Raw genomic sequence first — 23,992 nt, forward strand, 5'->3', positions numbered from 1 at the left:
AGTAACCATTAAAATAATAGTAGCTAATTTTAGCTAAAAATAAGAGAGATGTAGTTTAATATGTTTGACATAGAAAAGTTTTTTAATAAAAAAAATAATATATTTAGTAATAAAAATACAGAACATTTGCCTCAAAATAAAAAATTTTTTATAGCTTTAGTATTGTCAATAGTTATTTTAGTATGGCTTTTTAGTGGCTTGTATACTATAAAAGAGGCAGAACGTGGGGTTGTGTTAAGATTTGGAAAATATCATCATTTGGTGAAGCCAGGTTTAAATTGGAAGCCTACTTTTTTTGATATTATTATTCCTGTAAACGTGGAATCAGTGCGCGAATTAGCAGCGTCCGGAGTAATGTTAACTTCAGATGAAAATGTAGTAAGAGTAGAAATGAACGTACAGTATCGTGTTACAGATCCAAAAAATTATTTATTTAATGTAACTGATGCTGATGATAGCTTACGTCAAGCTACTGATAGTGCTTTACGCGGTGTTATTGGGAAATATAATATGGATCGTATATTAACTGAAGGACGTACAGTGATACGTAGTGATACCCGAAGAATATTAGAAAAAACAATATATCCATATAATATGGGGATTACTTTGTTAGATGTAAACTTTCAAACGGCTCGACCCCCAGAAGAGGTAAAAGCAGCTTTTGATGATGCTATTGCTGCAAGGGAAAATGAACAACAATATATTCGTGAAGCTGAAGCATACGCTAATGAAGTACAACCGAGAGCCAATGGACAAGCACAACGTATTTTAGAAGAGGGTAGGGCGTATAAAGCACGTACTATCTTAGAAGCTCAGGGAGAAGTTCAAAGATTTTTAAAAATCTTACCAGAATATAGGTTAGCGCCAGACATTACTCGGGAAAGATTATATATAAATTCTATGGAACGAGTGTTAAGTAATACAAAAAAAATGGTTTTAAGTTCAAAAAATATACAAAATATGTTCATATTACCTTATGAAAAAACAAAAAAAATAACAAATAAAGATGATATTGTTAAATATTCTAATAAATTTGATCAATTTAATCATGTTAATAATTCAAATTTAACAAATGCGATTAGAGATTCTAATAATTTAAAATTAGTGTCACGTAATAATTCTCATTTATCTCAAAAAACTATGGGTCATAGCAGTGTATCTAAAGAAAAAGTATTAGATCAAAGACAAGCTAATACACAGCGTGTTGATATTATGCGAAAAGGGAGAGAGTAAATGATACGAAATATTTTTTCATGCATTATAATATGCGTAATAACATTGTTATTGTTTTCTTTATTTACTATAAAAGAAGGTCATAAGGGTATTATATTACGTTTTGGCAAAGTATTACGTGATACGGATAATAAACCATTAATATGCAATCCCGGATTACATATCAAAATTCCATTTATTGAAACAGTAAAAATATTGGATTCACGTATTCAAACCATGGAAAATCAAGCAGATCGGTTTGTTACTATGGAAAAAAAGGATTTAATTATTGATTCTTATATTAAATGGCGTATTAGTGATTTAAGTCGCTATTATTTAGCAACTGGTGGTGGCGATACTTCTCAAGCAGAAGTATTAATAAAAAGAAAGTTTTCTGATAGGTTGCGCTCGGAATTAGGGAGACTTAATGTACAAGGCATTGTAACTGATTCTAGAAATAAGTTAATGGCAGATGTGCGTGAATCACTAAATAATGGGACTTCAGGTGAAGAATCGATGGATTTTCAATTTAGTAATATAAAAAAAATTAATTGTTATCAATCGATGAATAATGCTTCGATTCATAAAGATTATTATATTTCTAATAGTTTTAATCCAAATAGTATGGCAGCTTTAGGAATAGAAATAGTAGATGTACGTATTAAGCAAATTAATTTACCCACCGAGGTATCTGATGCAATTTACCAACGCATGCGTGCAGAACGTGATGCTGTAGCTAGGCGTCATAGGTCGCAAGGTAGGGAAGAAGCAGAAAAGTTACGTGCTACTGCTGATTATGAAGTAACACGTACTTTAGCTGAAGCTAAACGTCAGTCTTTAATTATTCGTGGTGAAGCTGATGCAGAAACTGCTAGATTATATGCTACTACTTTTAACGAAGATCCATCATTTTATATCTTAATAAGAACTTTAAGGGCCTATGAAAATAGTTTTAAAAAAACTAATGATGATCTTATTATATTAAATGAAGAGTCTGATTTTCTACGTTTTATGAAGTCACCAAAAAAATTTACTGCGCATTAATTATTGATTACAGTTAGTTAAGTTGTATTAAGTTATATAATAGTGAATATTATTGTGCATTTATACATAATGTTATTTAGTTATATATTTATTAATAATAAATAGGTGGTAATTTGAGAATGGGGAAAAGCATTGTTATATTAGGCGCTCAATGGGGTGATGAAGGTAAAGGTAAAATAATTGATTTCTTAGCTCCTTATGTGCAATATGTAGTACGTTACCAAGGTGGGCACAACGCTGGTCATACTATTGAAACAGGTTCAAAAACAATCACGTTACATTTAATTCCTTCTGGAATTTTACATCAGCATATTACAGCTATTATTGGTAATGGAGTTGTTTTATCGCCAGTTGTATTGATGAAAGAAATAGAAATATTAAAAAAAATAAATGTATCTACACACAGACGTGTGTTTATTTCTGCATCTTGTCCGTTATTATTATCTTATCATGTTGCAATGGATGTAGCTCGAGAAAACTCAAAAATTTTTAAGGTTGTTGGGACTACTGGATGTGGGATTGGTCCAGCTTATGAAGATAAAATATCGCGACGCGCGTTACGAGTAGGAGATTTATACAATATAAAAAATTTTACAAGTAAACTACAAGATATTGTAGGTTATTATAATTTTCAATTAGTTTCTTATTATAAGAAAGAACCTATTGATTATTATGAAGTTTTAAATGAAGTGTTGCCTATCGCTAATGTATTACTTGGTATGGTCAGTGATATATCAGATATTTTGGACAATGCTTTGCGACAAGAAAAGTCTATAATATTTGAAGGAGCGCAAGGCAGTTTGTTAGATGTAGATCATGGTACATATCCTTATGTTACTGCAACGAATACAGTTTCAGGTAGCGCGAGTATTGGGTCAGGTATTGGTCTCGCGCGTCGTGTTAATTATGTTTTAGGTGTAGTGAAAGCATATACAACACGGGTTGGCAATGGACCGTTGCCTACAGAATTATTTGATGAAATAGGAGCTCTATTATGCACTAAAGGTAATGAATTTGGATCAACTACCGGAAGACAACGTAGAATTGGTTGGTTTGATGCGGTAGCAGTACGATATTCTATAAGAATTAACTCTTTTTCTGCATGTTGTTTAACGAAAATTGATGTTTTAGACGATTTAAAGGAAATAAAGATTTGTATTGCTTATCGCAAAAAAAATGGGGACTTGATATATAACTTTCCTAATTTTATAGATGAATTGGATAATTTAGAGCCTATATATGAAATTTTACCTGGATGGAATAAAAATACTGCAGGTGTTTTAGATTTCTTTCAGCTTCCTAAAGAAACACAATTTTATATTAAACGTATAGAGAAAATTATTGGGATTCCCATAAATATTATTTCAACTGGAGTAAAACGTTTTGAAACAATAGTGTTATGTAATCCATTTCTTTAATAAGAAACGGTAGTAATTTAATTAACAAAATTAAATTAAGAAAATAAATTTATAGCATATTTAGTGTTTTATTATATTTATATGTTTTATCTATCTTATAAATAGATAATTTTATATAACTAAAATTAGTAATTTTCAAGTGTTTTCAATTTTATAAATGAAATGATACAAAAATTTATTTTAATGGTATTTTTAGATATTTATTACAGGAATATTTAAAATTTTTAATAATCGATTAATTAATTATAATGCTAATTATAGCCACTGTGTTAGTGATATGTATGATTTGATATACGGTATACATGCAATACAATCTATGTTAGATAATCATCCGAAACAGATTTTATGTGTGTATGTTATGTGTAGACATAAAGATAAGCGTGTAAAATTATTAATAGAGCAAATAAAAAAAAATAAAATTAACATTTATGAATGTAATCGTAAAAAAATAAATTATCAAGCAGGTCATGACTCACATCAAGGTATTATAGCGAAAATAAATCGGTATTCTTATATGCGAGAAAATAATTTATCTAATTTTTTAATGCAATGTAAAACTCCGCCATTATTATTAGTATTAGATAGAATCACTGACCCCCATAATTTGGGAGCTTGTTTAAGATCCGCTGGAGCCGCTGGAGTTCATATAGTAATTGTGCCTCGTAATCATTCCGTAAATATTAATGCTACGGTCAGGAAAGTTGCGAGCGGCGCCGCAGACCATGTGCCATTTATGCCGGTAACTAATTTAAGTAGGACGCTAAAATTATTACAAAAACATGATATTTGTGTTATTGGAACTGAAATTACATCTAAACGTTTTGTTTTTGATACCAATTTGATTGGTCCATTAGCATTTGTTATGGGTTCTGAAGGATACGGAATGCGTCGTTTAACTAAGAAAAATTGTAATGCATTAATTAGTATACCAATGATGGGATTAACTAAATCGTTAAATGTTTCAGTCGCTACAGGAATATGTTTATTTGAGGCGTTAAGACAACGTAAATTATATAAGGAATTTTTATAATGTAACAAAATTTTGTGCGCAATGTTAATTGCGTTTGAATAAAAGGTTTACAAAAATCAATATTTAAAGGAATTTAAAGTAGTTTACAAAATATTTTGTATATAATAAATTACTTTTATGTAAAAGATTTTAATATAAAGGAAATTAAAATGCGTCATTATGAAATAGTGTTGTTAGTACATCCTGATTACAATGAGCAAATATCTAATATGATTGATCATTATAAAAATATAGTAACTGGCAAATCAGGAACAGTATGTCGTATAGAAAACTGGGGGCGTCGGCAATTAGCATATTCTATCAAAAAACAACATAAAGCATATTATTTATTAATGAATATATCTGTGCCTAAATCAGAAGTTATTGCAGAGTTATATAGTATTTTTCGATTTAATGATGCTATATTGCGCAGTATGATCATCCGAACTAAATATGCAGTTACTGGCTCTTCTTTTATGATGCAAAAGAAAGAAGATATTACAGCAGATCATAGTATTAAAATATAATGATATATATTTTATTATATAAGTATGTTACTATGAGAAATTTAATATATTTTAATGTGTGATTATAAAATAATTATTAATGAAATTTATGTATTTATATTATAAAGAAAGTGTATATATGTTAATTAGTATAATTGTTCCATATATCATTTTTAGAAGTTAATAATATGTTATATAGATTTATAAAATAAATAGGTGAAAATTATTATGGGTCGTTTTACGCGTCATCGTAAGTTTTGTCGTTTTACAGCAGATAAATGTGTGAGTATAGATTATAAAGATCTTGTTTCTATACAACATTCTATTATAGAAAGTGGAAAAATTATTCCTAGCAGGATTACTGGGACGAAATCTAAATTTCAACGACAGCTTGCTCGTGCTGTAAAAAGAGCACGTTATTTGTCTTTAATACCATATACTGATCGTCATTGATTATTCTGTATACTAGAATAGTGATTTTTTGCATTATAAGGAAAATGAAAATGCGCATTATTTTATTAAATAATGTTGATAAACTTGGGAAAATAGGTGATGAAGTTACAGTAAAATCTGGATATGCCAGAAATTTTCTGATACCAAATAATCAAGCAATATTGGCTACAAAAAAGAACATAGAAATTTTTAAAGCTCAGCAGGTTGCTTCACGAGATTATATAGCAGCATCAAAAGAGAAAGCGAAGTTATGTGAAAATACTTTAAAGCAATTAGGCAGCATTATTATTCAAGCTACATCTGGAATAGAAGGTAAATTATTTGGTTCTGTTGGAGCGAGGGATATCGCCATTGAAATTACAAAAGTTTCTGGTTTTAAAATTTCTAGATCTCAAGTTAGATTACCTAATCACAGCGTGTTGAGGACAATTGGCACACATTGTGTAAAAATCCATATTTATAAAGAGATTTTTGTTTCATTAAACGTTATAATTATTAAGAAAGCTTCTGAGATTAAATAATTATTTAAATACTATTTAAGTAATATTAAAATAATAGAGTATTCTAAATATAGCTTTTTTAATTTTTAATCGGGTGCATTAGTATTTAATACAAAATGATTGTTTTTCATGATAAGTGTCGTTTATTTATTATTGCAGAATATGTTATGTGACAAATATGTACGATTTAAAAAAAATTATAAGAGTTTTATTAATACAATTTAAATTCATAGGCAGTTGAAATGATCCTGTATTGTAAAATGGTTCAGAAAATAAGTGGTATTGCACGTATAGCAGGATCAGAAATTATGAAAATTTATAATGGAAACTTAAAATTAAGTATATTTAAAAAATTTGATATGTCTCCTGTAACATGCGCTGATTTATTGTCCCATAATATTATTATAGGTGCTTTGCGTCGTTTAACACCAGATGTGCCTATATTATCAGAAGAAGATAGTACAAATTGGAAAGAATGTAGAGATAAACATTGTTATTGGTTAATAGATCCATTAGACGGAACTAAAGAATTTTTGTCCAGAAACGGTGAATTTACTGTAAATATTGCACTTATAGAACATGGTGCACCTACCATGGGGGTTGTATATTTACCTATATATGATGTTTTATATGCTGCAGATAACGGTACAGCATGGAAAATAGACAAAAAAGGAAATTGTATCAATATTTCAGTACGTGTGTCTCATTCTCCAATTATAGTAATGAGCCGCAGTCATGATAGTTATAATCAACATAAAATTTATAATTATTTTAAGAAATTTAAAGATTATAAGATTTTTTATATTGGTTCATCTTTTAAGTTTTGTTTAATAGCAGAAGGATATGCTCAGTTTTATCCGAGGTTTTCCCATACCAAAATTTGGGATACAGCCGCTGGACATGTAATTGCGGAAATGGCTGGGGCTGTGATTAATGATTGGAATGGTAATCCACTGCATTATAAAAATTTACGTCAGTCTTTTTTAAATCCGGGTTTTCACGTTTCATTACGTTCAAGTTATATAATATAATTTAAGTTATTTTATATCATAAAATAATATGAGTCTTTTTGAAATCTTTAGTATTAAAAATCCATATTTATTATGTATGAATAATTTTGATATGGTTATTCAACCAGATTTCGTGTAATATATTTCAATATATTAACTGTGTTTGACAATAATTAAACATTTTTATTTAGAAAAGATTGGATATACTTTATACAAATTTATTGATTATAGTAATTATAATTATTAATGTAGCTATTTTAAAAAAACTTAAAGTAAATGTTTTTTTAAGACAGGGACTATTTTAGTGTGATGTGATATATTTTTATATATATGATATCATATGAAAGATTTTCATTTAATTTTAATCTATTTAAAAACCCATTTATATTGAATCATCTTAAAAGATACTTAATTGGTAGATTTTGTGTTGTAATTTGTTATTTTATTCCGTTTCTATGTAATGGAAACACGCAATTACGAGTAGAAGGGTTGAATAGCACATTATATTATAATGTATGTAAAAAATTATCTGAAATTGATACTCCAATAAAATATGTAGATGAAAAATTAAAAAAAGAATTAGAAAATTTAGTTAGATTAAGTCTGCGTCCTTTAGGTTATTATTCACCTTCAGTAAGTTTTGTTTTGTTAAAGTCATTACATCAGGAACCAGAGACTTTAATTATTAAAATTCAGCCTAATATGCCAATTATTATTACTGATGTTAATATTTCTATATATGGAGCAGGAAAACAGGACGTTGATTATCAAAAAATAATAAAAGATAGTCAATTTTTTGTTGGAAAAATTTTGAATCATGATGACTATGAACAACTAAAAAATAAAATTTACAATTTAGCTCTATTTAAAGGATATTTTGATGCAAATTTTCAACATAGCCAATTAATAGTTATTCCTTCCCACTATAAGAGTATTTGGAATATAAATTTTTATAGCGGACCGCGTTATTTCTTTGAAGACATTCAATTTCAAGGCAATCAAATTAAAGAAAAGTACTTAAGAAAAATTTCTAATATAATCCCAGGTAATTATTACAGCGCAGCATCTATTATGGAGTTAAACCGTCGCTTATCTTCTACTAATTGGTTTGAATCAATATCAATTTCTTCAGATGAGCAACATTTGCAAAAAAAAAAAATAATATTAAGTATTTTGTTGGATCCCAGTCTTAAAAATATCTTTGAAACTGGGTTTGGTTATACTATTGATACAGGTCTAAGAGCTAAAATAATTTGGAAAAAACCATGGATTAATTCTTTTGGTCATAGTTTAGAAACTAATTTTAGTTTATCTGCGGTAGAGCAAGTTTTAGATTTAAATTATAAAATTCCCATTTTTTGTGATCCATTAGAGCAGTATTATTTATTGCAAAGCGGCATTGTACATATGGGTTTAAATAATGCTCCATCTAGTATTATTAATGCCAATATAGCTCGTTACTGGAAATTTTCTAATCATTGGAATAGTTCTGTTAATATACATTGGTATTTTAATAACTGTTTTGAAGATGGTAAAATGAACAAAAAAATATTAATTTATCCTGGTGTTAATATTTATCGTATTAGAAAACGGGGCGGAGCAAATCCATATTGGGGAGATAGTCAGTACTATGCGATGCATATATCGCATAATTTTTGGAAATCTCGTATAAATTTTATTGCTATACAAGCGAAGAATGTCTGGGTTAGAACTGTGTTAGATAAACATTGTTTTTTAATTAAATGGAATTTGGCCTGGATAAATACTAAAGATTTTTTATTTACTGCTGCAGTATTACGATTATTTTCTAATACGGATTACGGAATTCGTGGATATAAATATAGATCTTTGTATTCATATAAAAATGACGTTAGATGTATCGAAGAAAATATTATTAAATTAATTATTGCTACAATGGAGTATCAATTTCATATACTGAAACAGTGTTGGGGTGTTGTTTTTTTAGATGCTGGAGAAATAGCCAATAGTATTAAGCGAAAATATTTTAATGCTGGCATAGGTTGTGGTATACGTTGGAAACTGCCTGTAGGCCCAATAAAGCTAGATATAGCGACTCCATTGCTCCATAATAGAGAAGAAAAAAAAATAGATTATCAGTTTCTGCATTTGTATATCAGTTTAGGATCAGATATATGAGTTATATAAAGAAAATCTGTATGATTTTCTTATTATGTATATTGATAATATTGGGAATATTTGTGTTTTTATTAAGCACTAAGATAGGAGCATATTTGATTTTTAAAAGCATTACTTATTATATTCCTGGATTATCATTTGATACTATTTCTGGTAGTTGGGGTAAATTTAATATTACGCATGTTATATACCGAACATCAGTTAGTGTTATTAATATAGGCACATGTAGTATATCTATAAATATAAAACATATATGGAATAAAAAGATATATATTAATCATCTTTATTTAAAAGATGTTTTGATAAAGATAAAAAAAAATAACTTTATATTTCATAATTCTCAAACAAATAATACACATAATAATATTATGTCTATTGCGTTGCCTATAACACTAAATGATGTGGTTTTGCATAATGTTCATATTATATCCGATATTATCATGTTACAATTTAACAAAATAAGTACTAGTCTATCGTTTCAAAATAAATCATTAATCATATCTCCAACATGTTTTACAGAAACAATTTTAAATATTTCAAATACACATATTTCTCAAATGCAGTCTAGTATTAAAACTATACATCAATATACTAATAAATCAGTGATTCAGTCCTTGTTGGAATCTATATCGAATAAGTGTATATCAACGTTATCTATTTTAAAAATTCCTTTTAATATAGTACTTAGCGATTTAAAAGGAGAAAAATTTTATATTAACAATATCAATAAAAAAAATTATCTTATTAGAGATTTACATTTACAAATGCGTTTTTGTCAATATGACATGAATGTACAATTTCATTTTTTTTGTATAAATGGATTGTTTCACACGTCAGGTAATATAAAATTTAAAGAATATTATCCAATTGATATAATTACAAATTTTATACCATATAAAAATGGAACTGATTATTTTAGTATTATTAGTAGTAAAAATATAAAAAAAATAAATTTAATTATTACAGGGGAATTATATAAAACAATTTATATAAAGTGTAATTATTTAAATTTTCTTGCTGAATTAGAAGTATTGTTGCAAACAAATATTAAAAAAAATAATATACCAATAAGCATATCTATAATTGGAAAGAATATATCATTTCCTTATTTAAGGAAAAATCGTTTGTTCATAAAAACAATTAATTTTTATTTACAAGGTAATAAGAAAAATTATTATTTGCAGGTCACATCAGAACTATGTAATAGCAAGTTTTTGTCATCGACAAATATCATGTTATATGCTCAAGGTGATATTAATAATTGTACAATTTCCAATTGTAGAATATCTACATTAAATAGTTATTTCCATATGACTGGAGCAATTAATTGGTCAAATACTATTAATTGGGATATTAAATGTACACTAAGTAAATTCAGTATGTTTTCAAATTGGTTAAAAGATCGTGTGCAGTTATCAGGACAAATTATAACTCAAGGATTTTTGTGTAATAATGCTTGGGAGATAACAATATCTAATGTAGATCTTAAAGGATTTGTAAAAAATAATCATCTTGTATGTATAGGTTCATTATATAATAATTCTAATGGTTTATGGAAAATTCCTACTAAAAAATTAGTAATTCAATGGGGACATAGTGCATTAGAAATAAATGAATCTTTAAAAAATCATTTAATTTTTAATACTATACTTAAAATATCAAATTTTAATTTTTTTAATTCTAAGTTGAATGGAAAAATGAATGGACGATTAAAATTACACGGAACTATTAAGAATATAAAATTATCATTAAATACTGACACGGTTTTTTTAAATTGGTTAAATAAAAATATTTGCATTAATACTATAATTTTGAATGGTAATATTTTTTACAAGTCTTTTATGCAGGGTGTGATTTTTTTACAAGCAAATAATATAAAATATGGATCAATGTTTTTGTATAAATTTATCATGCAAGGCCACGGTAATTTGAAGAAGCATTTTTTTAATATGAAAATATGTGGAGATAAATTATTTGGAGATATTCAGTTATATGGTAATTTAAATGTTGTTAATAACACTTGGTGTAGCAAGATTCAAAAAACCAGCGTTATTACCCCAATAGGAACGTGGAAATTGATGAAAGATATTGTATTTACTTATCAGTATTTGATAGGAAAGATTATTGTAAGCTCCCATTATTGGGAGTTTGTAAATTGTAATATTACTATACCTAATATCTTAAAAAATAAAATAACAAATAAAATAGATACATTTTTTAATAATATTAATTTAGCACCATTAAAAATTTTATTTCCAGAATTAATAAAAATACAGAGTGTTAATGTTGTATGCACAGAGTGTTCTTGGATATTAGGTGATTTATTACCCAAAGGTACTATTTTAATTTCGGGTAAAGATTTGCAGATGAATACTAATATTCAGTCTTATAAAACCACTGTTATACCTAGTATATTTATAAAGGTTACATTGATACAGGATACATCATATTTTGCGTGGCAGATTAATTATATTGATAAAAATGATGAAAATTATGGATTTTTAGCGATAAATAATAATACATCTAATATTTCAGGGCATATAAAAATTAGAAGTATTACTTTAATACCTTTCTTTAATTCTTTGATAGTTTTAGAAAAACCCATAAATTTTACTGGATTATTAAATATAAATGTTAGTTTTAGTAGACATATGAATCATTTAATGATTAATGGTTTTGCTCAATTGCAAAATATTAACTTCAGTCTATTTACCACACCATTTATTATAAATCATAGTCAATTATTTGTTAAATTTTCAGGAGATCACGCTACATTTAATGGAGCAATATACACAGACAATGGAGATAAACTGTCTTTAAATGGTAATGTTTTTAATTTTGATTCTTTCAATAAGATTAATATTTCATTAAGAATGAAAGGAGAGCAAATAAATTTTTGTGTTTCACCAGAAATAAAGTTAAAAATTTCTCCTGATATTACATGTTTATTGGCGTCGAAAAAAATTCATGTTCAAGGAAACGTTGATATTCCTTGGGCTTATGTAAATATAAAAGAATCTGTAAAAAATGTAACAAGAATTTCTTCAGAAGAGATTATATTAGACGATCATGATCAACCAATTATTAATAATTTTAATAATTTAAAAGTTTCTGTTACTTGTAATATTACAACTTGCCTTGGTGAAACAGTGTATTTCAATGGGTTAGGTGTATCTGCGCAATTAAAAGGTAAAATAAAAATTATATTTAATGAGAAAAATCGTTTGTCTTTAACAGGTTTAGTGTATATGAAATCTGGTAATTTTCAAATTTACGGACAGTATTTAATCATAAAGAAAGGACAATTGTTGTTTTCTGGATTAATTGATCAACCATATCTTGATATTGAAGCTATTTGTGATCAATCTAATATAAATATTAGGGATAATACTGTTGTTGGTATTAGAATTACTGGTGTTTTAAATAATCCAAAATTGGAGATTTTTTCTAATTCCTCATCGTATTCATCTCAAAAATTTATTTATTTACTTGGCGATAAAAATTCAGTACCCCTTGGTAAGGACGAAAACATTGCAACATCTTTATTAATTGGAGCAAGCGTCAGAAATAGTGAAAAATTTATTGATAAAATTGGCAAAATATTAGGTGTAAAAGATTTAAAATTGAATACACATAATATTGGTTCTGATCCGTTAATTGCATTAAGTGGTTACATTGCTCCTGGGTTACAGTTTAAATACGGAATTAGTATTTTTGACTGGTCAACTATAGTAACTGTGCGTTATCTTTTATACCCGAAACTTTATTTAGAAATGACTTCCGGCAACAACCAAGCATTTGATATTTTATATAAATTTGAATTTTAATATCTTATCTTATTGTTTAAATGTATTATTAAAATTAACAAACGATAAAAATTTTAAATTTAGGATATTACATAATAGGGTAAATCTACTATATAATAACATTGTTAGCTTTTTTAAAACGATCAGCAGCATCTAGAATTATTTTTTTAGCAGTATTGGCATGTTCCCAGTTTTTGATTTTTACCCATTTTTCAGAATCTAATGCTTTGTAATTTTTAAAAAAATAGTTAATTTGTTCAAGTAATAAGTTTGGTAAATCATCAATATCTTGTATTGATGAATAAAGTTGTGATATTTTATCGTGAGGTACAGCAAAGATTTTGGAGTCTTCCCCGGATTCATCTACCATATTTAACAATCCTATAGGACGACAGAATATTATACAACCTGAAATAATGGGATACGGAGTAAGTACTATTGCATCTACTGGATCACCGTCTAGTGCTAAGGTATGATTTATATAACCGTAATTGCAAGGATAGAACATAGGTACAGATAAAAATCTATCAACAAAAATAGCACCTGTTTTTTTATCAATTTCATATTTAACGGGACTGGAATTAGCAGGAATTTCAACAACAACGTATATATCATGTGGAATATTTTTTCCCGATTTTATTTGATTTAAATACATTTATTTTCCTATTTCATAAAATGATTGTAAAATTTTTGGTATAAATCTGTATGTTAATAAACACCAAATCGATATAGTATAATTTATATACTTTAGATATACCATGTTAATGTATATAAAGAGAGTATAATTTTTTAAGTTGATAGCTGCAATAAAAAATTTTTAAAATTTGGGTAAAAATTAAACTATAAATATAAATTTAATTTAACATAAGTGAAACTTATTGAATTCTTTGAACGATATTTGTAGCTAAACTCTTTAATGCCTTTTTGTAAGGAGATGTTGGCAAAATCTTGAGACAAGATATTGCCTTATTAATTCTTATTGTCGCGCATTTTTTGGTATATTCTAAAGATCCATATTCCCGCATCGTACTAAGAATTTTATTTAATAAATGTCTATTATTTCCAGTTTTAATAGCATTTCGAATAAATGAAGCTTGTTTTGGGGTACTATGATGAATAGTATGCAACAGAGGAAGAGTTAACTTTCCTTCATTTAAATCATTTCCAATATTTTTACCCAATATAGTTTCTGATGCATCATAATCTAATAAATCGTCTATTAATTGAAAAGCAACACCTACATATCTTCCATAATTACGTAATGCTTTTTCTTGAAATATATTGGCTTTAGCTAAAATAGCAGATGCTTGAGATGCAACTTCAAATAAACGAGCTGTCTTGCTATAAATAATTTTCATATAATTATCTATAGTGATATTAGGATTATTACAATTCATTAATTGTTTTATTTCGCCCTCTGCAATTATGTTGACAGCGTCAGACATTAAAGATAGTATTCGTAAAGATTTTAATTCAGTCATCATTTGGAATGCTTTTGTATAGATAAAGTCTCCTACTAATATATTTGCAGAATTTCCGAAAATTACATTAGTAGTTATTTGTCCTCGTCTCATACAAGAATGATCTACTACATCATCATGCAATAAAGCAGCTGTATGGATAAATTCTATTAGTGCCGCGATAGTGATATGTTGTTTTTTTTTATATTGTAATGCTTTTGCGCTTAAAATAGTAATCATAGGTCGAATTTGTTTCCCTTTATTATCAATAATATATTGCGCTAGTTTATTAATTAAAGTAATTTTAGATTTTAGTCTTGTACGAATTTCTGAGTTTACATGCGCCATATCTGGAGCAATTAATTGGATAATTTGATTAATATTCATAAATTATATAGAAGTATTAACTTCTTTAAGTATTTTATTGTAAATATAAATTATATATATTTAATACTTTATATTAATTAATAGTTGTATGTATAGTTAATATATAAGAATTTATTTATTTTCTTGAGAAACATGTATTTTTAATGTATAAGAATACAAATATGAAATAATATTAAATTATAGATAAGAAATAGGCTATTATTTATGTACGCAGTTTTTCAAACCGGTAGTAAACAGTATCGTGTTTCTGTGGGAGAGGTGATTAATATAGAATTATTAAATAATAGTAATATTGGTGATCAAATTGAATTTGATAGGGTATTACTAATTAAAGGTGATAATTTTATTCATATAGGAAATCCTCTAGTAAAAACAGGACAAATTACAGCAAAAATTATAGAAGTCGGTTTATATAAAAAAATTAGTATTGTCAAGTTTCGACGTCGTAAACATTCCCGAAAATGTCTGGGACATAGACAACGTTTTACAAAAATAAAAATATTGAGTATAAATAATAAAATATAAATATATTAAAATAGGTAGGTGATAGTAATGGCGCATAAAAAAGCAGGAGGTTCTACTAGAAATGGCCGGGACTCACGTGGAAAACGTTTAGGGGTCAAGTGTTTCGGGGGGACTTTGGTATCTGCGGGAACGATAATCGTACGTCAGCGTGGCAATAAATTTCACCCGGGTAAATATGTAGGTTGCGGAAAAGATTATACTCTTTTTGCTTTACGACCTGGTAGAATATTTTTTACAAAACAAAAAACATCTGGCCGTAGATTTATAAACATAGTGTCCAATTAAACATAACATCGATGTAAGTAATTACATTTTTTGTTTAATTTTTTATGGTATGGTTTTTAACAAAAAATTGTTGTATGTATTTTGGAAAGTTTATAGATTTTTCATAAATATTATTTGTTTTGTATTCAATGAAATCATGTTATATGCAGATAGGTATAAATAAAATTTATACCCAAAAAAATAATGATTTTATGTATTCGTGATCACTATTTTATAGTAATTATATTGGATTATATATGATATATTATTAAATATTATTATTTATAAGTATTTGATGTTGTATTTTTGATATGTTTATATTTATAAAATAATTTATAATGTGATCATATATATTGTGTAATGGTTATCCTATGAAATTTATTGATATGACTGATATTACAGTGATAGCTGGTGATGGTGGAAATGGATATATAAGCGTCAAGAAAACTGGAAAGAAATTTCCTTTTTTAAAAAAATTGTATAGTAGTAATGGAGGCGATGGTGGTAATGTTTGGTTATTAGCTGATTCTAATATGAATAATTTGAGTTATTTTTGTTTTAAAAACGTTTTTAAAGCTGGTAATGGTCATGGTGGCAGTAAAAATGGATGCTCTGGAAGCAGAGGGAAAGATATTATTATTAAGGTTCCATGGGGAACAAAAGTAATTTGTCGTCAAACAAATAAATTATTAGGAGAAATGGGTCAGCATCAGCAGCGGTTAATGGTAGCTAAAGGGGGAATGCATGGATCAGGTCATATAAAGCGGCGCCATATTTCATATCATACCACATCTAATAGTATTATGGATGGAGAGAAAGGAGAATCACATAATTTATTATTAGAATTGCGATTAATAGCAGATGTGGGAGTATTTGGTTTACCTAATTCTGGTAAATCTAGTTTTTTGCACGTGGTCTCTTCAGCAAAACCGAAAGTAGCTAATTATCCATTTACCACTTTGGTTCCAAATTTAGGTGTAGTAAAGGTTAACGATTATAATAGGTTTGTTGTTGCTGATATTCCTGGTATCATAAAAGGAGCTTCTGATGGATCTGGTTTAGGTATAAGATTTTTGAAGCATTTGGAGCATTGTCATATATTATTGCATTTTGTTGATATAGCGCCTTCAGATAATTCCAATCCATTAGATAATATTATTACTATTCAAAATGAGTTGAATAATTATAAGAACGGTTTGCTTTATAAGCCTTGTTGGTTGATATTCAATAAAATAGATTTATTAGCATCATATCTAGTAAAAAAAAAAATCACATATATCATTAATACTCTAAAATGGAAAGAAAGATATTATTATATATCCTCTGTATATAAGACAAATGTTTCGGAATTATGTAATGCTATTATGAAATTTATTATGTATCGATCATAAAACTAAAATGAGTTTGTTATAATATGCATTATAATTAATGAATTAATAAATAATTTTTTCGTATTATAAATGTATATATAATTATATTACTATATTTATAGTAACAGTATATTGATGTCTTTTGATATTGTATCAAGTAAAACATTTATATACTGTAATATATAGTAGTTTCAGTATAAAATATTTAATATTTGATAAAAATGTAATATCATACTCAAGTATATGTTATTATTTTTAATACCTGTAATATAATGAAGGTACAACATGAAGTATATACCCATGACTTTGCGTGGAGCTGAAAAATTAAGAGAAGAATTAGATTATTTAAAAAATGTGCGTCGCCCGGCTATTATAAAAAGTATTTCTGAAGCCCGTGGATATGGAGATTTAAAAGAAAATTCTGAATATCATGCAGCTCGTGAACAACAGGGTTTTTGTGAAGGGCGTATTCAAGAAATAGAGTTTAAATTATCTAATGCACATATTATTGATATTAGTAAATTAATTACTGATGGTAAAGTGGTGTTTGGTGCTACAATTAATATTGAAAATTTAGATACAAAATGTAGACAAATATATAGTATTGTTGGTGATGATGAAGCGGATCTAAAAGCACATATGATTTCTATAAATTCCCCCATTGCTAGGGGTTTAATAGGTTGTAAAACAGGGGATATTGTATGTATAGATACTCCAAAAGGAGAAATACGATACAAAATAATTCAAGTGATATATTCTTAAGACAGTATTATTAAAGTAAGCGTCATTCAAAATAATATGTTGTGACAACATATTAAATAATTATATTTTATATATACAAATGTCTTAATAAAAAATTAGTAAAATTTTTTATATACTTGATTAATAGATTTAATTTTTTTATTAAAAAATTTTCTTTTTATTTTGTATTGATATAATATTTTAAAAATATGAAATTTAATACTGTATATCTGTGATATATAGTGTATTTTGTTTAATTATTAAAATAAAACATAATAAATTTTTTATAATTGTTTGAAACAATTGATTTATTGGAAATAAAAATAATTTAATGTATGACAAATAAAAAAAATTCTAAAAAATGGATAAAAAAACATTTTACAGATCAATATGTAAAATCTGCTAAAATTCATAATTTAAGGGCAAGATCTTGGTTTAAACTACAAGCTATAAATTATACGGATAATTTATTTACTACTGGTATGAGAGTAGTTGATTTGGGTTCAGCTCCTGGAGGTTGGGCGTTGTATGCAAAAAAAAAAATAGGAAATACTGGAAAAATTATTGCATGCGATATTTTACCAATGCCTAAAATTTGTGGAGTGGATTTCTTAAATGGTGACTGTTCTGATCCAAAAATTTTAGAAGGAATAAATATTTGGTCTAAAAATAGAAAAGTGCATATTATTTTATCTGATATGTCTCCTAATATTACTGGTATATCAATCATTGATATTAATAAATCTATATATCTTGGAAATTTAGCTTTAAAAATATGTCAAGATTTTTTGAAATACGGAGGCACTTTTGTAGTAAAAGTTTTTCAAGGTAAGAATTTAGATAAATACTTGCATGATGTAAGTTCTGTATTTAACATAGTAAAAATTCGTAAACCATACTCTTCTAATCCTGCTTCTCGTGAAATATATATTGTAGCTAAAAAACATAAAAAAGTTTAATACATGAATGAATATAACAAATTATTGGTATAATGTGAGGTTACTCCTTTGAGTGATATGGTAAAAAACCTAGGTCTCTGGTTAGTGATCGCAATAGTATTGATGTCTTTATTTCAAAATTTTGGGCCTAATAATGAATTAAATAATCGAAATATAGACTATTCTACTTTTATGCATGAATTAAACCAAGATAAAATTCAAGAAGCTCGTATTAATGGTCGTGAAATTACGGTTATAAAAAAAGATAGTAATCGTTATACTACTTATATTCCAGTTAATGATCCAAAATTGCTTGATATTTTATTAACAAAAAAAGTAAAAGTTATTGGTGAACCTCCGGAAGAACCTAGTTTAATTACATCCGTATTTATTTCTTGGTTTCCAATGTTATTGTTAATTGGAGTGTGGGTTTTTTTTATGCGTCAAATGCAAGGAGGCGGTAAAGGAGCCATGTCTTTTGGTAAAAGCAAAGCCCGTATGTTAACGGAGGATCAAATTAAGACTACTTTTGCAGATGTTGCTGGATGTGATGAAGCAAAAGAAGAAGTAAAAGAATTAGTAGATTACTTGCGTGAACCCAATAGATTTCAGAAATTAGGTGGAAAAATTCCTAAAGGTGTATTAATGGTTGGGCCTCCAGGAACAGGGAAAACTCTTTTAGCAAAAGCTATTGCTGGAGAAGCAAAAGTGCCATTTTTTACTATTTCTGGGTCTGATTTTGTAGAAATGTTTGTAGGTGTTGGAGCATCTCGTGTTAGAGACATGTTCGAACAAGCTAAAAAATCAGCGCCCTGCATTATTTTTATTGATGAAATAGATGCGGTAGGGCGACAAAGAGGTGCTGGTTTAGGTGGTGGACATGATGAACGTGAACAAACTTTAAATCAAATGTTAGTAGAGATGGACGGATTTGAAGGAAATGAAGGTATTATTGTTATTGCTGCTACTAATCGACCAGATGTTCTTGATCCAGCTTTATTAAGACCTGGGAGATTTGATCGGCAAGTAGTAGTTGGATTACCAGATATTAGAGGAAGAGAACAAATATTAAAAGTACATATTAGGAAAGTTCCGTTATCATCAGATGTAGAGATTTTGGTAATAGCTAGAGGGACACCGGGTTTTTCTGGAGCAGATTTAGCAAATCTTGTAAATGAGGCCGCATTATTTGCGGCTCGAGAAAATAAGCATGCAGTATCAATGTTAGAATTTGAAAAAGCTAAAGATAAAATAGTGATGGGGGCTGAGCGTCGTTCTATGGTGATGACAGAAGATCAAAAAGAATATACGGCTTATCATGAGGCTGGGCATGCTATAATTGGACGTTTAGTGCCTGAGCATGATCCAGTACATAAAGTTACCATAATACCTAGAGGACGGGCCTTAGGAGTGACATTTTTTTTACCAGAAAGTGATGTTATTAGTACCAGTCGACAAAAACTAGAAAGTCAAATATCTACATTATATGGCGGTCGGCTAGCTGAAGAAATGATTTATGGGCCTAATAAAATATCTACTGGATCATCTAATGATATTAAAGTGGCTACTTCTATCGCTCGTAATATGGTAACTCAATGGGGATTTTCTGAAAAATTAGGTCCTCTGCTATATGCGGAAGAAGAAGGAGAAATATTTCTGGGACGTTCAGTGGCTAAAGTAAAACATATGTCTGATGAAACAGCGCGTATTATCGATCAAGAAGTTAGATGTTTAATTGAGAAAAATTATTTGCGTGCTCGTGAATTATTAACAGAAAATGTAGATATCCTTCATTCTATGAAGGATGCATTAATAAAATATGAAACAATTAATGCGTCACAGATTAATGATTTAATGAATCGAAAATCGGTGCGTCCTCCACTAGATTGGGAAAAAGATGCTCCTGGTTCTTCTTCCAATAATACTGAAGATGTTTCTTCTTGTATTACTACTACTTCTTCAAAAAAATTGTTATCTTCTGATAGAAGCTCGTGTAATGATCATTCTGATTCTACGTCAAAATAATATATTTTTCTTAAAAACTATTGTGTTTATGAATATAAAATCTTTTACAAAGTTTTTAAATATTATTTAAATATATAAAAATTTTTACTTTAGATTTATTAAAAATAAATAATGTTAAAACTAAATGCGCGTATTTTGAAGTTTTCTAAAATTCATGTTATGGGAATATTAAATGTTACTCCTGATTCTTTTTTTGATGGAGGAAAGTATTGTGTTTTGTCTAAAGCAATTGATCATGTTTCTAATATGATTAATTCTGGAGCAACCATAATTGATATAGGAGGTGAATCAACCCGACCTGGTTCTAAAATATTAAGTGAATCAGAAGAGTTAGAACGTGTTATACCTATCATACATGAAGTATCCCGACGTTTTGATGTATTAATTTCTGTTAATACATCTTCAGCGTTGGTAATGCGTGAAAGTGCTAATATTAATAATGGTATACATTTAATTAATGATATTCGTTCTTTTACTATGAAAGGAGCAATGCAAGTTGCAGTAGAATGTCAATTGCCAATATGTATAATGCACATGCAAGGCAATCCTCAGAATATGCAAAAATCTCCATATTATTCTGATATTATTACTGAAATAGATGGTTATTTTCATGATCAGATTATTCGTTTTGAATCTGCTGGTATTAGTAGAAATAAATTAATATTGGATCCAGGTTTTGGTTTTGGAAAAAGTGTAGCGCATAATTATAAATTATTGGCTAATTTAAAGCATTTTCATCATTTTGATATACCTTTATTAATTGGGCTTTCACGTAAATCAATGCTTAGTTTTGGTCAATATGCTGTTCAACAAAGATTAATAGGTAGTATTTCTTGTGCAGTAATTGCAGCGATGCAAGGAGTACATATTATTCGTGTTCATGATGTTCGTGAAACAGTAGAAGCTTTAAAAGCAGTACAAGCTACTTTACAATATAATAAAGAGTAATTAATTTATTTAGGAAAGTATTTAATATGCAGCGTCATAAATATTTTGGAACTGATGGTATTAGAGGTAGAGTTGGTATAATGCCTATTACTCCAGATTTTATCTTAAAACTTGGTTGGGCGGCAGGTAATGTATTTAGTAAATTGAATAGTGATAAATGTAGTAATCAAATTATTATTGGCAAAGATACTCGTATTTCCGGGTATATGTTAGAATCAGCATTAGAATCAGGATTAGCTGCAGCTGGAGTATCTACTGCATTAATTGGCCCAGTCCCTACTCCTGCTATTGCTTATTTAACTCGTGCTTTTAGAGCTGCTGCAGGTATTGTGATTTCTGCTTCGCATAATCCATTTTATGATAATGGTATTAAATTTTTTTCTGTTCAGGGTACTAAATTAGCGGTAGAAGTAGAGCTCTCTATAGAAAGAGAATTAAATAAATGCTTGACATGTGTGGCGCCAAAATTTTTGGGTAAAGCTAATCGTATTATTGACGCGCCTGGTCGTTATATAGAATTTTGTAAAGGTACTTTTCCAGCGCATTTGAGTTTAAGAAAATTAAAAATAGTTTTAGATTGTGCTAACGGATCTACGTATCATATCGCTCCTAGTGTTTTTCGTGAATTAGGTGCGGATGTAGTTACTGTTGCATGTCATCCAAATGGATTTAATATTAATAAAGAATGTGGTACTACAGACATTAGAAAATTACGCGCTCAAGTTTTAGCTAGAAAAGCAGATTTAGGTATTGCTTACGATGGAGACGGAGATAGGGTAGTTATGGTAGACCACCTTGGTAATAAAGTAAACGGTGATCAAATATTATATATAATTGCGAAAGAAAAATTATATCGTAAAAAATTAATAGGAGGAGTCGTAGGGACTACTATGAGTAATACAGGGCTTGTAGAAGCATTAGAACAATTAAATATTCCTTTTGTTCGCGCTAATGTCGGTGATCGTTGTGTGATTTCAACTTTAAAACATAAAGGTTGGTATATCGGCGGAGAAAGCTCAGGGCATATTATTTTATTAGATAAAACTACTACAGGAGATGGAATTGTTGTTGCATTACAAATATTATCTGCAATGGTAAGCAATTGTGTTAGTTTGTATGAATTACATAATGATATGTTTTTATTCCCGCAAATTTTAGTTAATGTATATTGTTCTTCTATTAAAAGTCCTTTAGAATCTAAGATAGTAAAAAAAGAAATTCAGGCAGCAAAACAAGAATTATTTGAACAAGGTCGCGTGTTACTTCGTAAATCTGGTACTGAACCATATATTCGTATTATGGTTGAGGGGAAATATTACAGTAAAATACTATGTTTAGCAAATAAAATAGCTTCTGCAATTAGATCAGCGATCAATTCCATATAATAATAAAATAGATAGTTTTTCTAAAATTTTATATAATATTATATTATAAAGAGGTTTTATAGATATAATAATAAATTAAATATTTATTTAGAATTTTTGTATATATAAAAGGTTGTATAATATCATGTATCACTTTTTATTAGTATTATTTGTAATAATAGCGGTAGTCTTGATTTTATTAATTATATTACAACAAAATAAACATAATGATTCAGGAGGAATCTTTGGTAATCGTTCTTTAGGAAATGTATTACATTCATCTAACTTTGGAGATGGTATAACTCGCATTATAGTAATTTTAGCTATATTGTTTTTTTTAATTAGTTTGTTATTAGGTAATATAAATAGTAAACAAAATAAAAGTGTTATACAAACGAATATAAGAAACACAACTGTTTTAAATAAATAAAATTTTTTATAAAATAAATATTACTAATATAAATTTATTATAGTAAATGTTTAAAACAAATTTTAAGTAAAATTTAAATTTTGATTAATTATAAATAGATTTTTTAAAAAAACATTTTATTTTAAACCGAGGTGGTGAAATAGGTAGACACGCTACTTTGAGGTGGTAGTTCTCTGTGTGGAGATTGCGGGTTCAAATCCCGTCCTCGGTATTTTGCTATAAATAAATTTTACTTTTTTGAAAGAGAGTGTTAAAATACACGGTTTGTAGTCATTGAATACACGTTTCTTATTTTTATTAATTAATTTTATAATTTGTAGCGTAGGATCGCGGGGTGGAGCAGTATGGCAGCTCGTCGGGCTCATAACCCGAAGGTCGTTGGTTCAAATCCAATCCCCGCAACCAATAAATTGATTTTTTTAGTG

20 protein-coding genes, 2 tRNA genes and 1 pseudogene are annotated in these 23,992 nt (G+C 27.9%); 21 read left to right on the forward strand and 2 right to left on the reverse strand.

The genetic code is table 11. From position 1 onward, the window contains the following. Positions 1 to 60 precede the first annotated feature (60 nt). The 10 genes from hflK (at position 61) to M9405_RS00345 (ending at position 13,136) form a co-directional block, all read left to right on the forward strand. Positions 61 to 1,233 (forward strand): FtsH protease activity modulator HflK, encoded by a 1,173-nt coding sequence (gene hflK, locus M9405_RS00300; RefSeq protein ID WP_423775039.1) that lies wholly within the window; start codon positions 61 to 63, stop codon positions 1,231 to 1,233. Next, a complete protein-coding gene (hflC, locus tag M9405_RS00305) occupies positions 1,234 to 2,256 on the forward strand; it encodes a protease modulator HflC (protein ID WP_250223298.1) in 1,023 nt (340 codons plus the stop codon). A gap of 119 nt (positions 2,257 to 2,375) precedes the next feature. Further along, entirely contained in the window at positions 2,376 to 3,674 is a 1,299-nt protein-coding gene (locus M9405_RS00310; protein WP_250223299.1) for an adenylosuccinate synthase, read from the forward strand. A 277-nt stretch (positions 3,675 to 3,951) separates the two neighbouring features. Continuing rightward, the gene (rlmB, locus tag M9405_RS00315) at positions 3,952 to 4,704 is read left to right on the forward strand and encodes a 23S rRNA (guanosine(2251)-2'-O)-methyltransferase RlmB (RefSeq protein ID WP_250223300.1); all 753 of its coding nucleotides are present in this window, start codon (positions 3,952 to 3,954) and stop codon (positions 4,702 to 4,704) included. A gap of 149 nt (positions 4,705 to 4,853) precedes the next feature. Next, entirely contained in the window at positions 4,854 to 5,210 is a 357-nt protein-coding gene (gene rpsF / locus M9405_RS00320) for a 30S ribosomal protein S6 (protein ID WP_250223301.1), read from the forward strand. Between the two features lie 207 nt (positions 5,211 to 5,417). Next, entirely contained in the window at positions 5,418 to 5,642 is a 225-nt protein-coding gene (gene rpsR, locus M9405_RS00325; protein WP_250223302.1) for a 30S ribosomal protein S18, read from the forward strand. Between the two features lie 50 nt (positions 5,643 to 5,692). Beyond that, a complete protein-coding gene (gene rplI, locus M9405_RS00330) occupies positions 5,693 to 6,163 on the forward strand; it encodes a 50S ribosomal protein L9 (protein ID WP_250223303.1) in 471 nt (156 codons plus the stop codon). A 239-nt stretch (positions 6,164 to 6,402) separates the two neighbouring features. Next, positions 6,403 to 7,173 carry a 3'(2'),5'-bisphosphate nucleotidase CysQ gene (gene cysQ, locus M9405_RS00335; RefSeq protein WP_250223304.1) on the forward strand — a complete coding sequence of 257 codons (771 nt, stop codon included), beginning with the start codon at positions 6,403 to 6,405 and terminating at the stop codon, positions 7,171 to 7,173. A 366-nt stretch (positions 7,174 to 7,539) separates the two neighbouring features. Further along, the gene (locus M9405_RS00340) at positions 7,540 to 9,309 is read left to right on the forward strand and encodes an autotransporter assembly complex protein TamA (protein WP_250223305.1); all 1,770 of its coding nucleotides are present in this window, start codon (positions 7,540 to 7,542) and stop codon (positions 9,307 to 9,309) included. Positions 9,310 to 9,371: 62 nt separating this feature from the next. Next, the gene (locus M9405_RS00345) at positions 9,372 to 13,136 is read left to right on the forward strand and encodes a translocation/assembly module TamB domain-containing protein (protein WP_250223306.1); all 3,765 of its coding nucleotides are present in this window, start codon (positions 9,372 to 9,374) and stop codon (positions 13,134 to 13,136) included. A gap of 88 nt (positions 13,137 to 13,224) precedes the next feature. Here M9405_RS00345 and ppa read toward each other — a convergent pair whose 3' ends face one another. Then, entirely contained in the window at positions 13,225 to 13,770 is a 546-nt protein-coding gene (gene ppa / locus M9405_RS00350) for an inorganic diphosphatase (RefSeq protein ID WP_250223307.1), read from the reverse strand. A 220-nt stretch (positions 13,771 to 13,990) separates the two neighbouring features. Beyond that, entirely contained in the window at positions 13,991 to 14,962 is a 972-nt protein-coding gene (gene ispB, locus M9405_RS00355; RefSeq protein WP_250223308.1) for an octaprenyl diphosphate synthase, read from the reverse strand. 204 nt (positions 14,963 to 15,166) lie between these two features. Between ispB and rplU the strand changes: the two genes are divergently transcribed. The 11 genes and pseudogenes from rplU (at position 15,167) to M9405_RS00410 (ending at position 23,972) form a co-directional block, all read left to right on the forward strand. Continuing rightward, entirely contained in the window at positions 15,167 to 15,487 is a 321-nt protein-coding gene (gene rplU, locus M9405_RS00360) for a 50S ribosomal protein L21 (RefSeq protein WP_250223309.1), read from the forward strand. Positions 15,488 to 15,514: 27 nt separating this feature from the next. Next, positions 15,515 to 15,772: a 50S ribosomal protein L27 gene (gene rpmA, locus M9405_RS00365; protein WP_250223310.1), complete on the forward strand. Its 258-nt coding sequence runs from the start codon at positions 15,515 to 15,517 to the stop codon at positions 15,770 to 15,772. A gap of 350 nt (positions 15,773 to 16,122) precedes the next feature. Further along, positions 16,123 to 17,142 carry an Obg family GTPase CgtA gene (cgtA, locus tag M9405_RS00370; protein WP_250223311.1) on the forward strand — a complete coding sequence of 340 codons (1,020 nt, stop codon included), beginning with the start codon at positions 16,123 to 16,125 and terminating at the stop codon, positions 17,140 to 17,142. A gap of 264 nt (positions 17,143 to 17,406) precedes the next feature. After that, positions 17,407 to 17,883 carry a transcription elongation factor GreA gene (gene greA / locus M9405_RS00375; RefSeq protein WP_250223312.1) on the forward strand — a complete coding sequence of 159 codons (477 nt, stop codon included), beginning with the start codon at positions 17,407 to 17,409 and terminating at the stop codon, positions 17,881 to 17,883. A 314-nt stretch (positions 17,884 to 18,197) separates the two neighbouring features. Then, complete coding sequence (locus tag M9405_RS00380) at positions 18,198 to 18,821, forward strand: RlmE family RNA methyltransferase (protein ID WP_250223313.1); 624 nt, start codon at positions 18,198 to 18,200, stop codon at positions 18,819 to 18,821. Between the two features lie 48 nt (positions 18,822 to 18,869). Beyond that, positions 18,870 to 20,720, forward strand: a pseudogene (gene ftsH, locus M9405_RS00385) (ATP-dependent zinc metalloprotease FtsH); the annotation flags it as partial. Between the two features lie 213 nt (positions 20,721 to 20,933). Then, positions 20,934 to 21,773 carry a dihydropteroate synthase gene (folP, locus tag M9405_RS00390; RefSeq protein WP_423775048.1) on the forward strand — a complete coding sequence of 280 codons (840 nt, stop codon included), beginning with the start codon at positions 20,934 to 20,936 and terminating at the stop codon, positions 21,771 to 21,773. A gap of 26 nt (positions 21,774 to 21,799) precedes the next feature. Then, entirely contained in the window at positions 21,800 to 23,158 is a 1,359-nt protein-coding gene (glmM, locus tag M9405_RS00395) for a phosphoglucosamine mutase (protein WP_250223316.1), read from the forward strand. Between the two features lie 124 nt (positions 23,159 to 23,282). Then, entirely contained in the window at positions 23,283 to 23,567 is a 285-nt protein-coding gene (secG, locus tag M9405_RS00400; RefSeq protein WP_250223317.1) for a preprotein translocase subunit SecG, read from the forward strand. 125 nt (positions 23,568 to 23,692) lie between these two features. Beyond that, positions 23,693 to 23,778 (forward strand) — tRNA-Leu (locus tag M9405_RS00405). Between the two features lie 117 nt (positions 23,779 to 23,895). Further along, positions 23,896 to 23,972, forward strand: a tRNA-Met gene (locus tag M9405_RS00410). Positions 23,973 to 23,992 lie beyond the last annotated feature (20 nt).

This window comes from Candidatus Blochmannia ocreatus, assembly GCF_023585745.1.
GTDB classification, from domain to species: domain Bacteria; phylum Pseudomonadota; class Gammaproteobacteria; order Enterobacterales; family Enterobacteriaceae; genus Blochmanniella; species Blochmanniella ocreatus.

Excerpts from the sequence above, each read along its gene's own strand:
- hflK (WP_423775039.1), top strand. The coding sequence starts at position 61 with ATGTTTGACATAGAAAAGTTTTTTAATAAAAAAAATAATATATTTAGT.
- hflC (WP_250223298.1), top strand. The coding sequence starts at position 1,234 with ATGATACGAAATATTTTTTCATGCATTATAATATGCGTAATAACATTG.
- M9405_RS00310 (WP_250223299.1), top strand. The coding sequence starts at position 2,376 with ATGGGGAAAAGCATTGTTATATTAGGCGCTCAATGGGGTGATGAAGGT.
- rlmB (WP_250223300.1), top strand. The coding sequence starts at position 3,952 with ATGTATGATTTGATATACGGTATACATGCAATACAATCTATGTTAGAT.
- rpsF (WP_250223301.1), top strand. The coding sequence starts at position 4,854 with ATGCGTCATTATGAAATAGTGTTGTTAGTACATCCTGATTACAATGAG.
- rpsR (WP_250223302.1), top strand. The coding sequence starts at position 5,418 with ATGGGTCGTTTTACGCGTCATCGTAAGTTTTGTCGTTTTACAGCAGAT.
- rplI (WP_250223303.1), top strand. The coding sequence starts at position 5,693 with ATGCGCATTATTTTATTAAATAATGTTGATAAACTTGGGAAAATAGGT.
- cysQ (WP_250223304.1), top strand. The coding sequence starts at position 6,403 with ATGGTTCAGAAAATAAGTGGTATTGCACGTATAGCAGGATCAGAAATT.
- ppa (WP_250223307.1), bottom strand. The coding sequence starts at position 13,770 with ATGTATTTAAATCAAATAAAATCGGGAAAAAATATTCCACATGATATA.
- ispB (WP_250223308.1), bottom strand. The coding sequence starts at position 14,962 with ATGAATATTAATCAAATTATCCAATTAATTGCTCCAGATATGGCGCAT.
- rplU (WP_250223309.1), top strand. The coding sequence starts at position 15,167 with ATGTACGCAGTTTTTCAAACCGGTAGTAAACAGTATCGTGTTTCTGTG.
- rpmA (WP_250223310.1), top strand. The coding sequence starts at position 15,515 with ATGGCGCATAAAAAAGCAGGAGGTTCTACTAGAAATGGCCGGGACTCA.
- cgtA (WP_250223311.1), top strand. The coding sequence starts at position 16,123 with ATGAAATTTATTGATATGACTGATATTACAGTGATAGCTGGTGATGGT.
- greA (WP_250223312.1), top strand. The coding sequence starts at position 17,407 with ATGAAGTATATACCCATGACTTTGCGTGGAGCTGAAAAATTAAGAGAA.
- M9405_RS00380 (WP_250223313.1), top strand. The coding sequence starts at position 18,198 with ATGACAAATAAAAAAAATTCTAAAAAATGGATAAAAAAACATTTTACA.
- glmM (WP_250223316.1), top strand. The coding sequence starts at position 21,800 with ATGCAGCGTCATAAATATTTTGGAACTGATGGTATTAGAGGTAGAGTT.
- secG (WP_250223317.1), top strand. The coding sequence starts at position 23,283 with ATGTATCACTTTTTATTAGTATTATTTGTAATAATAGCGGTAGTCTTG.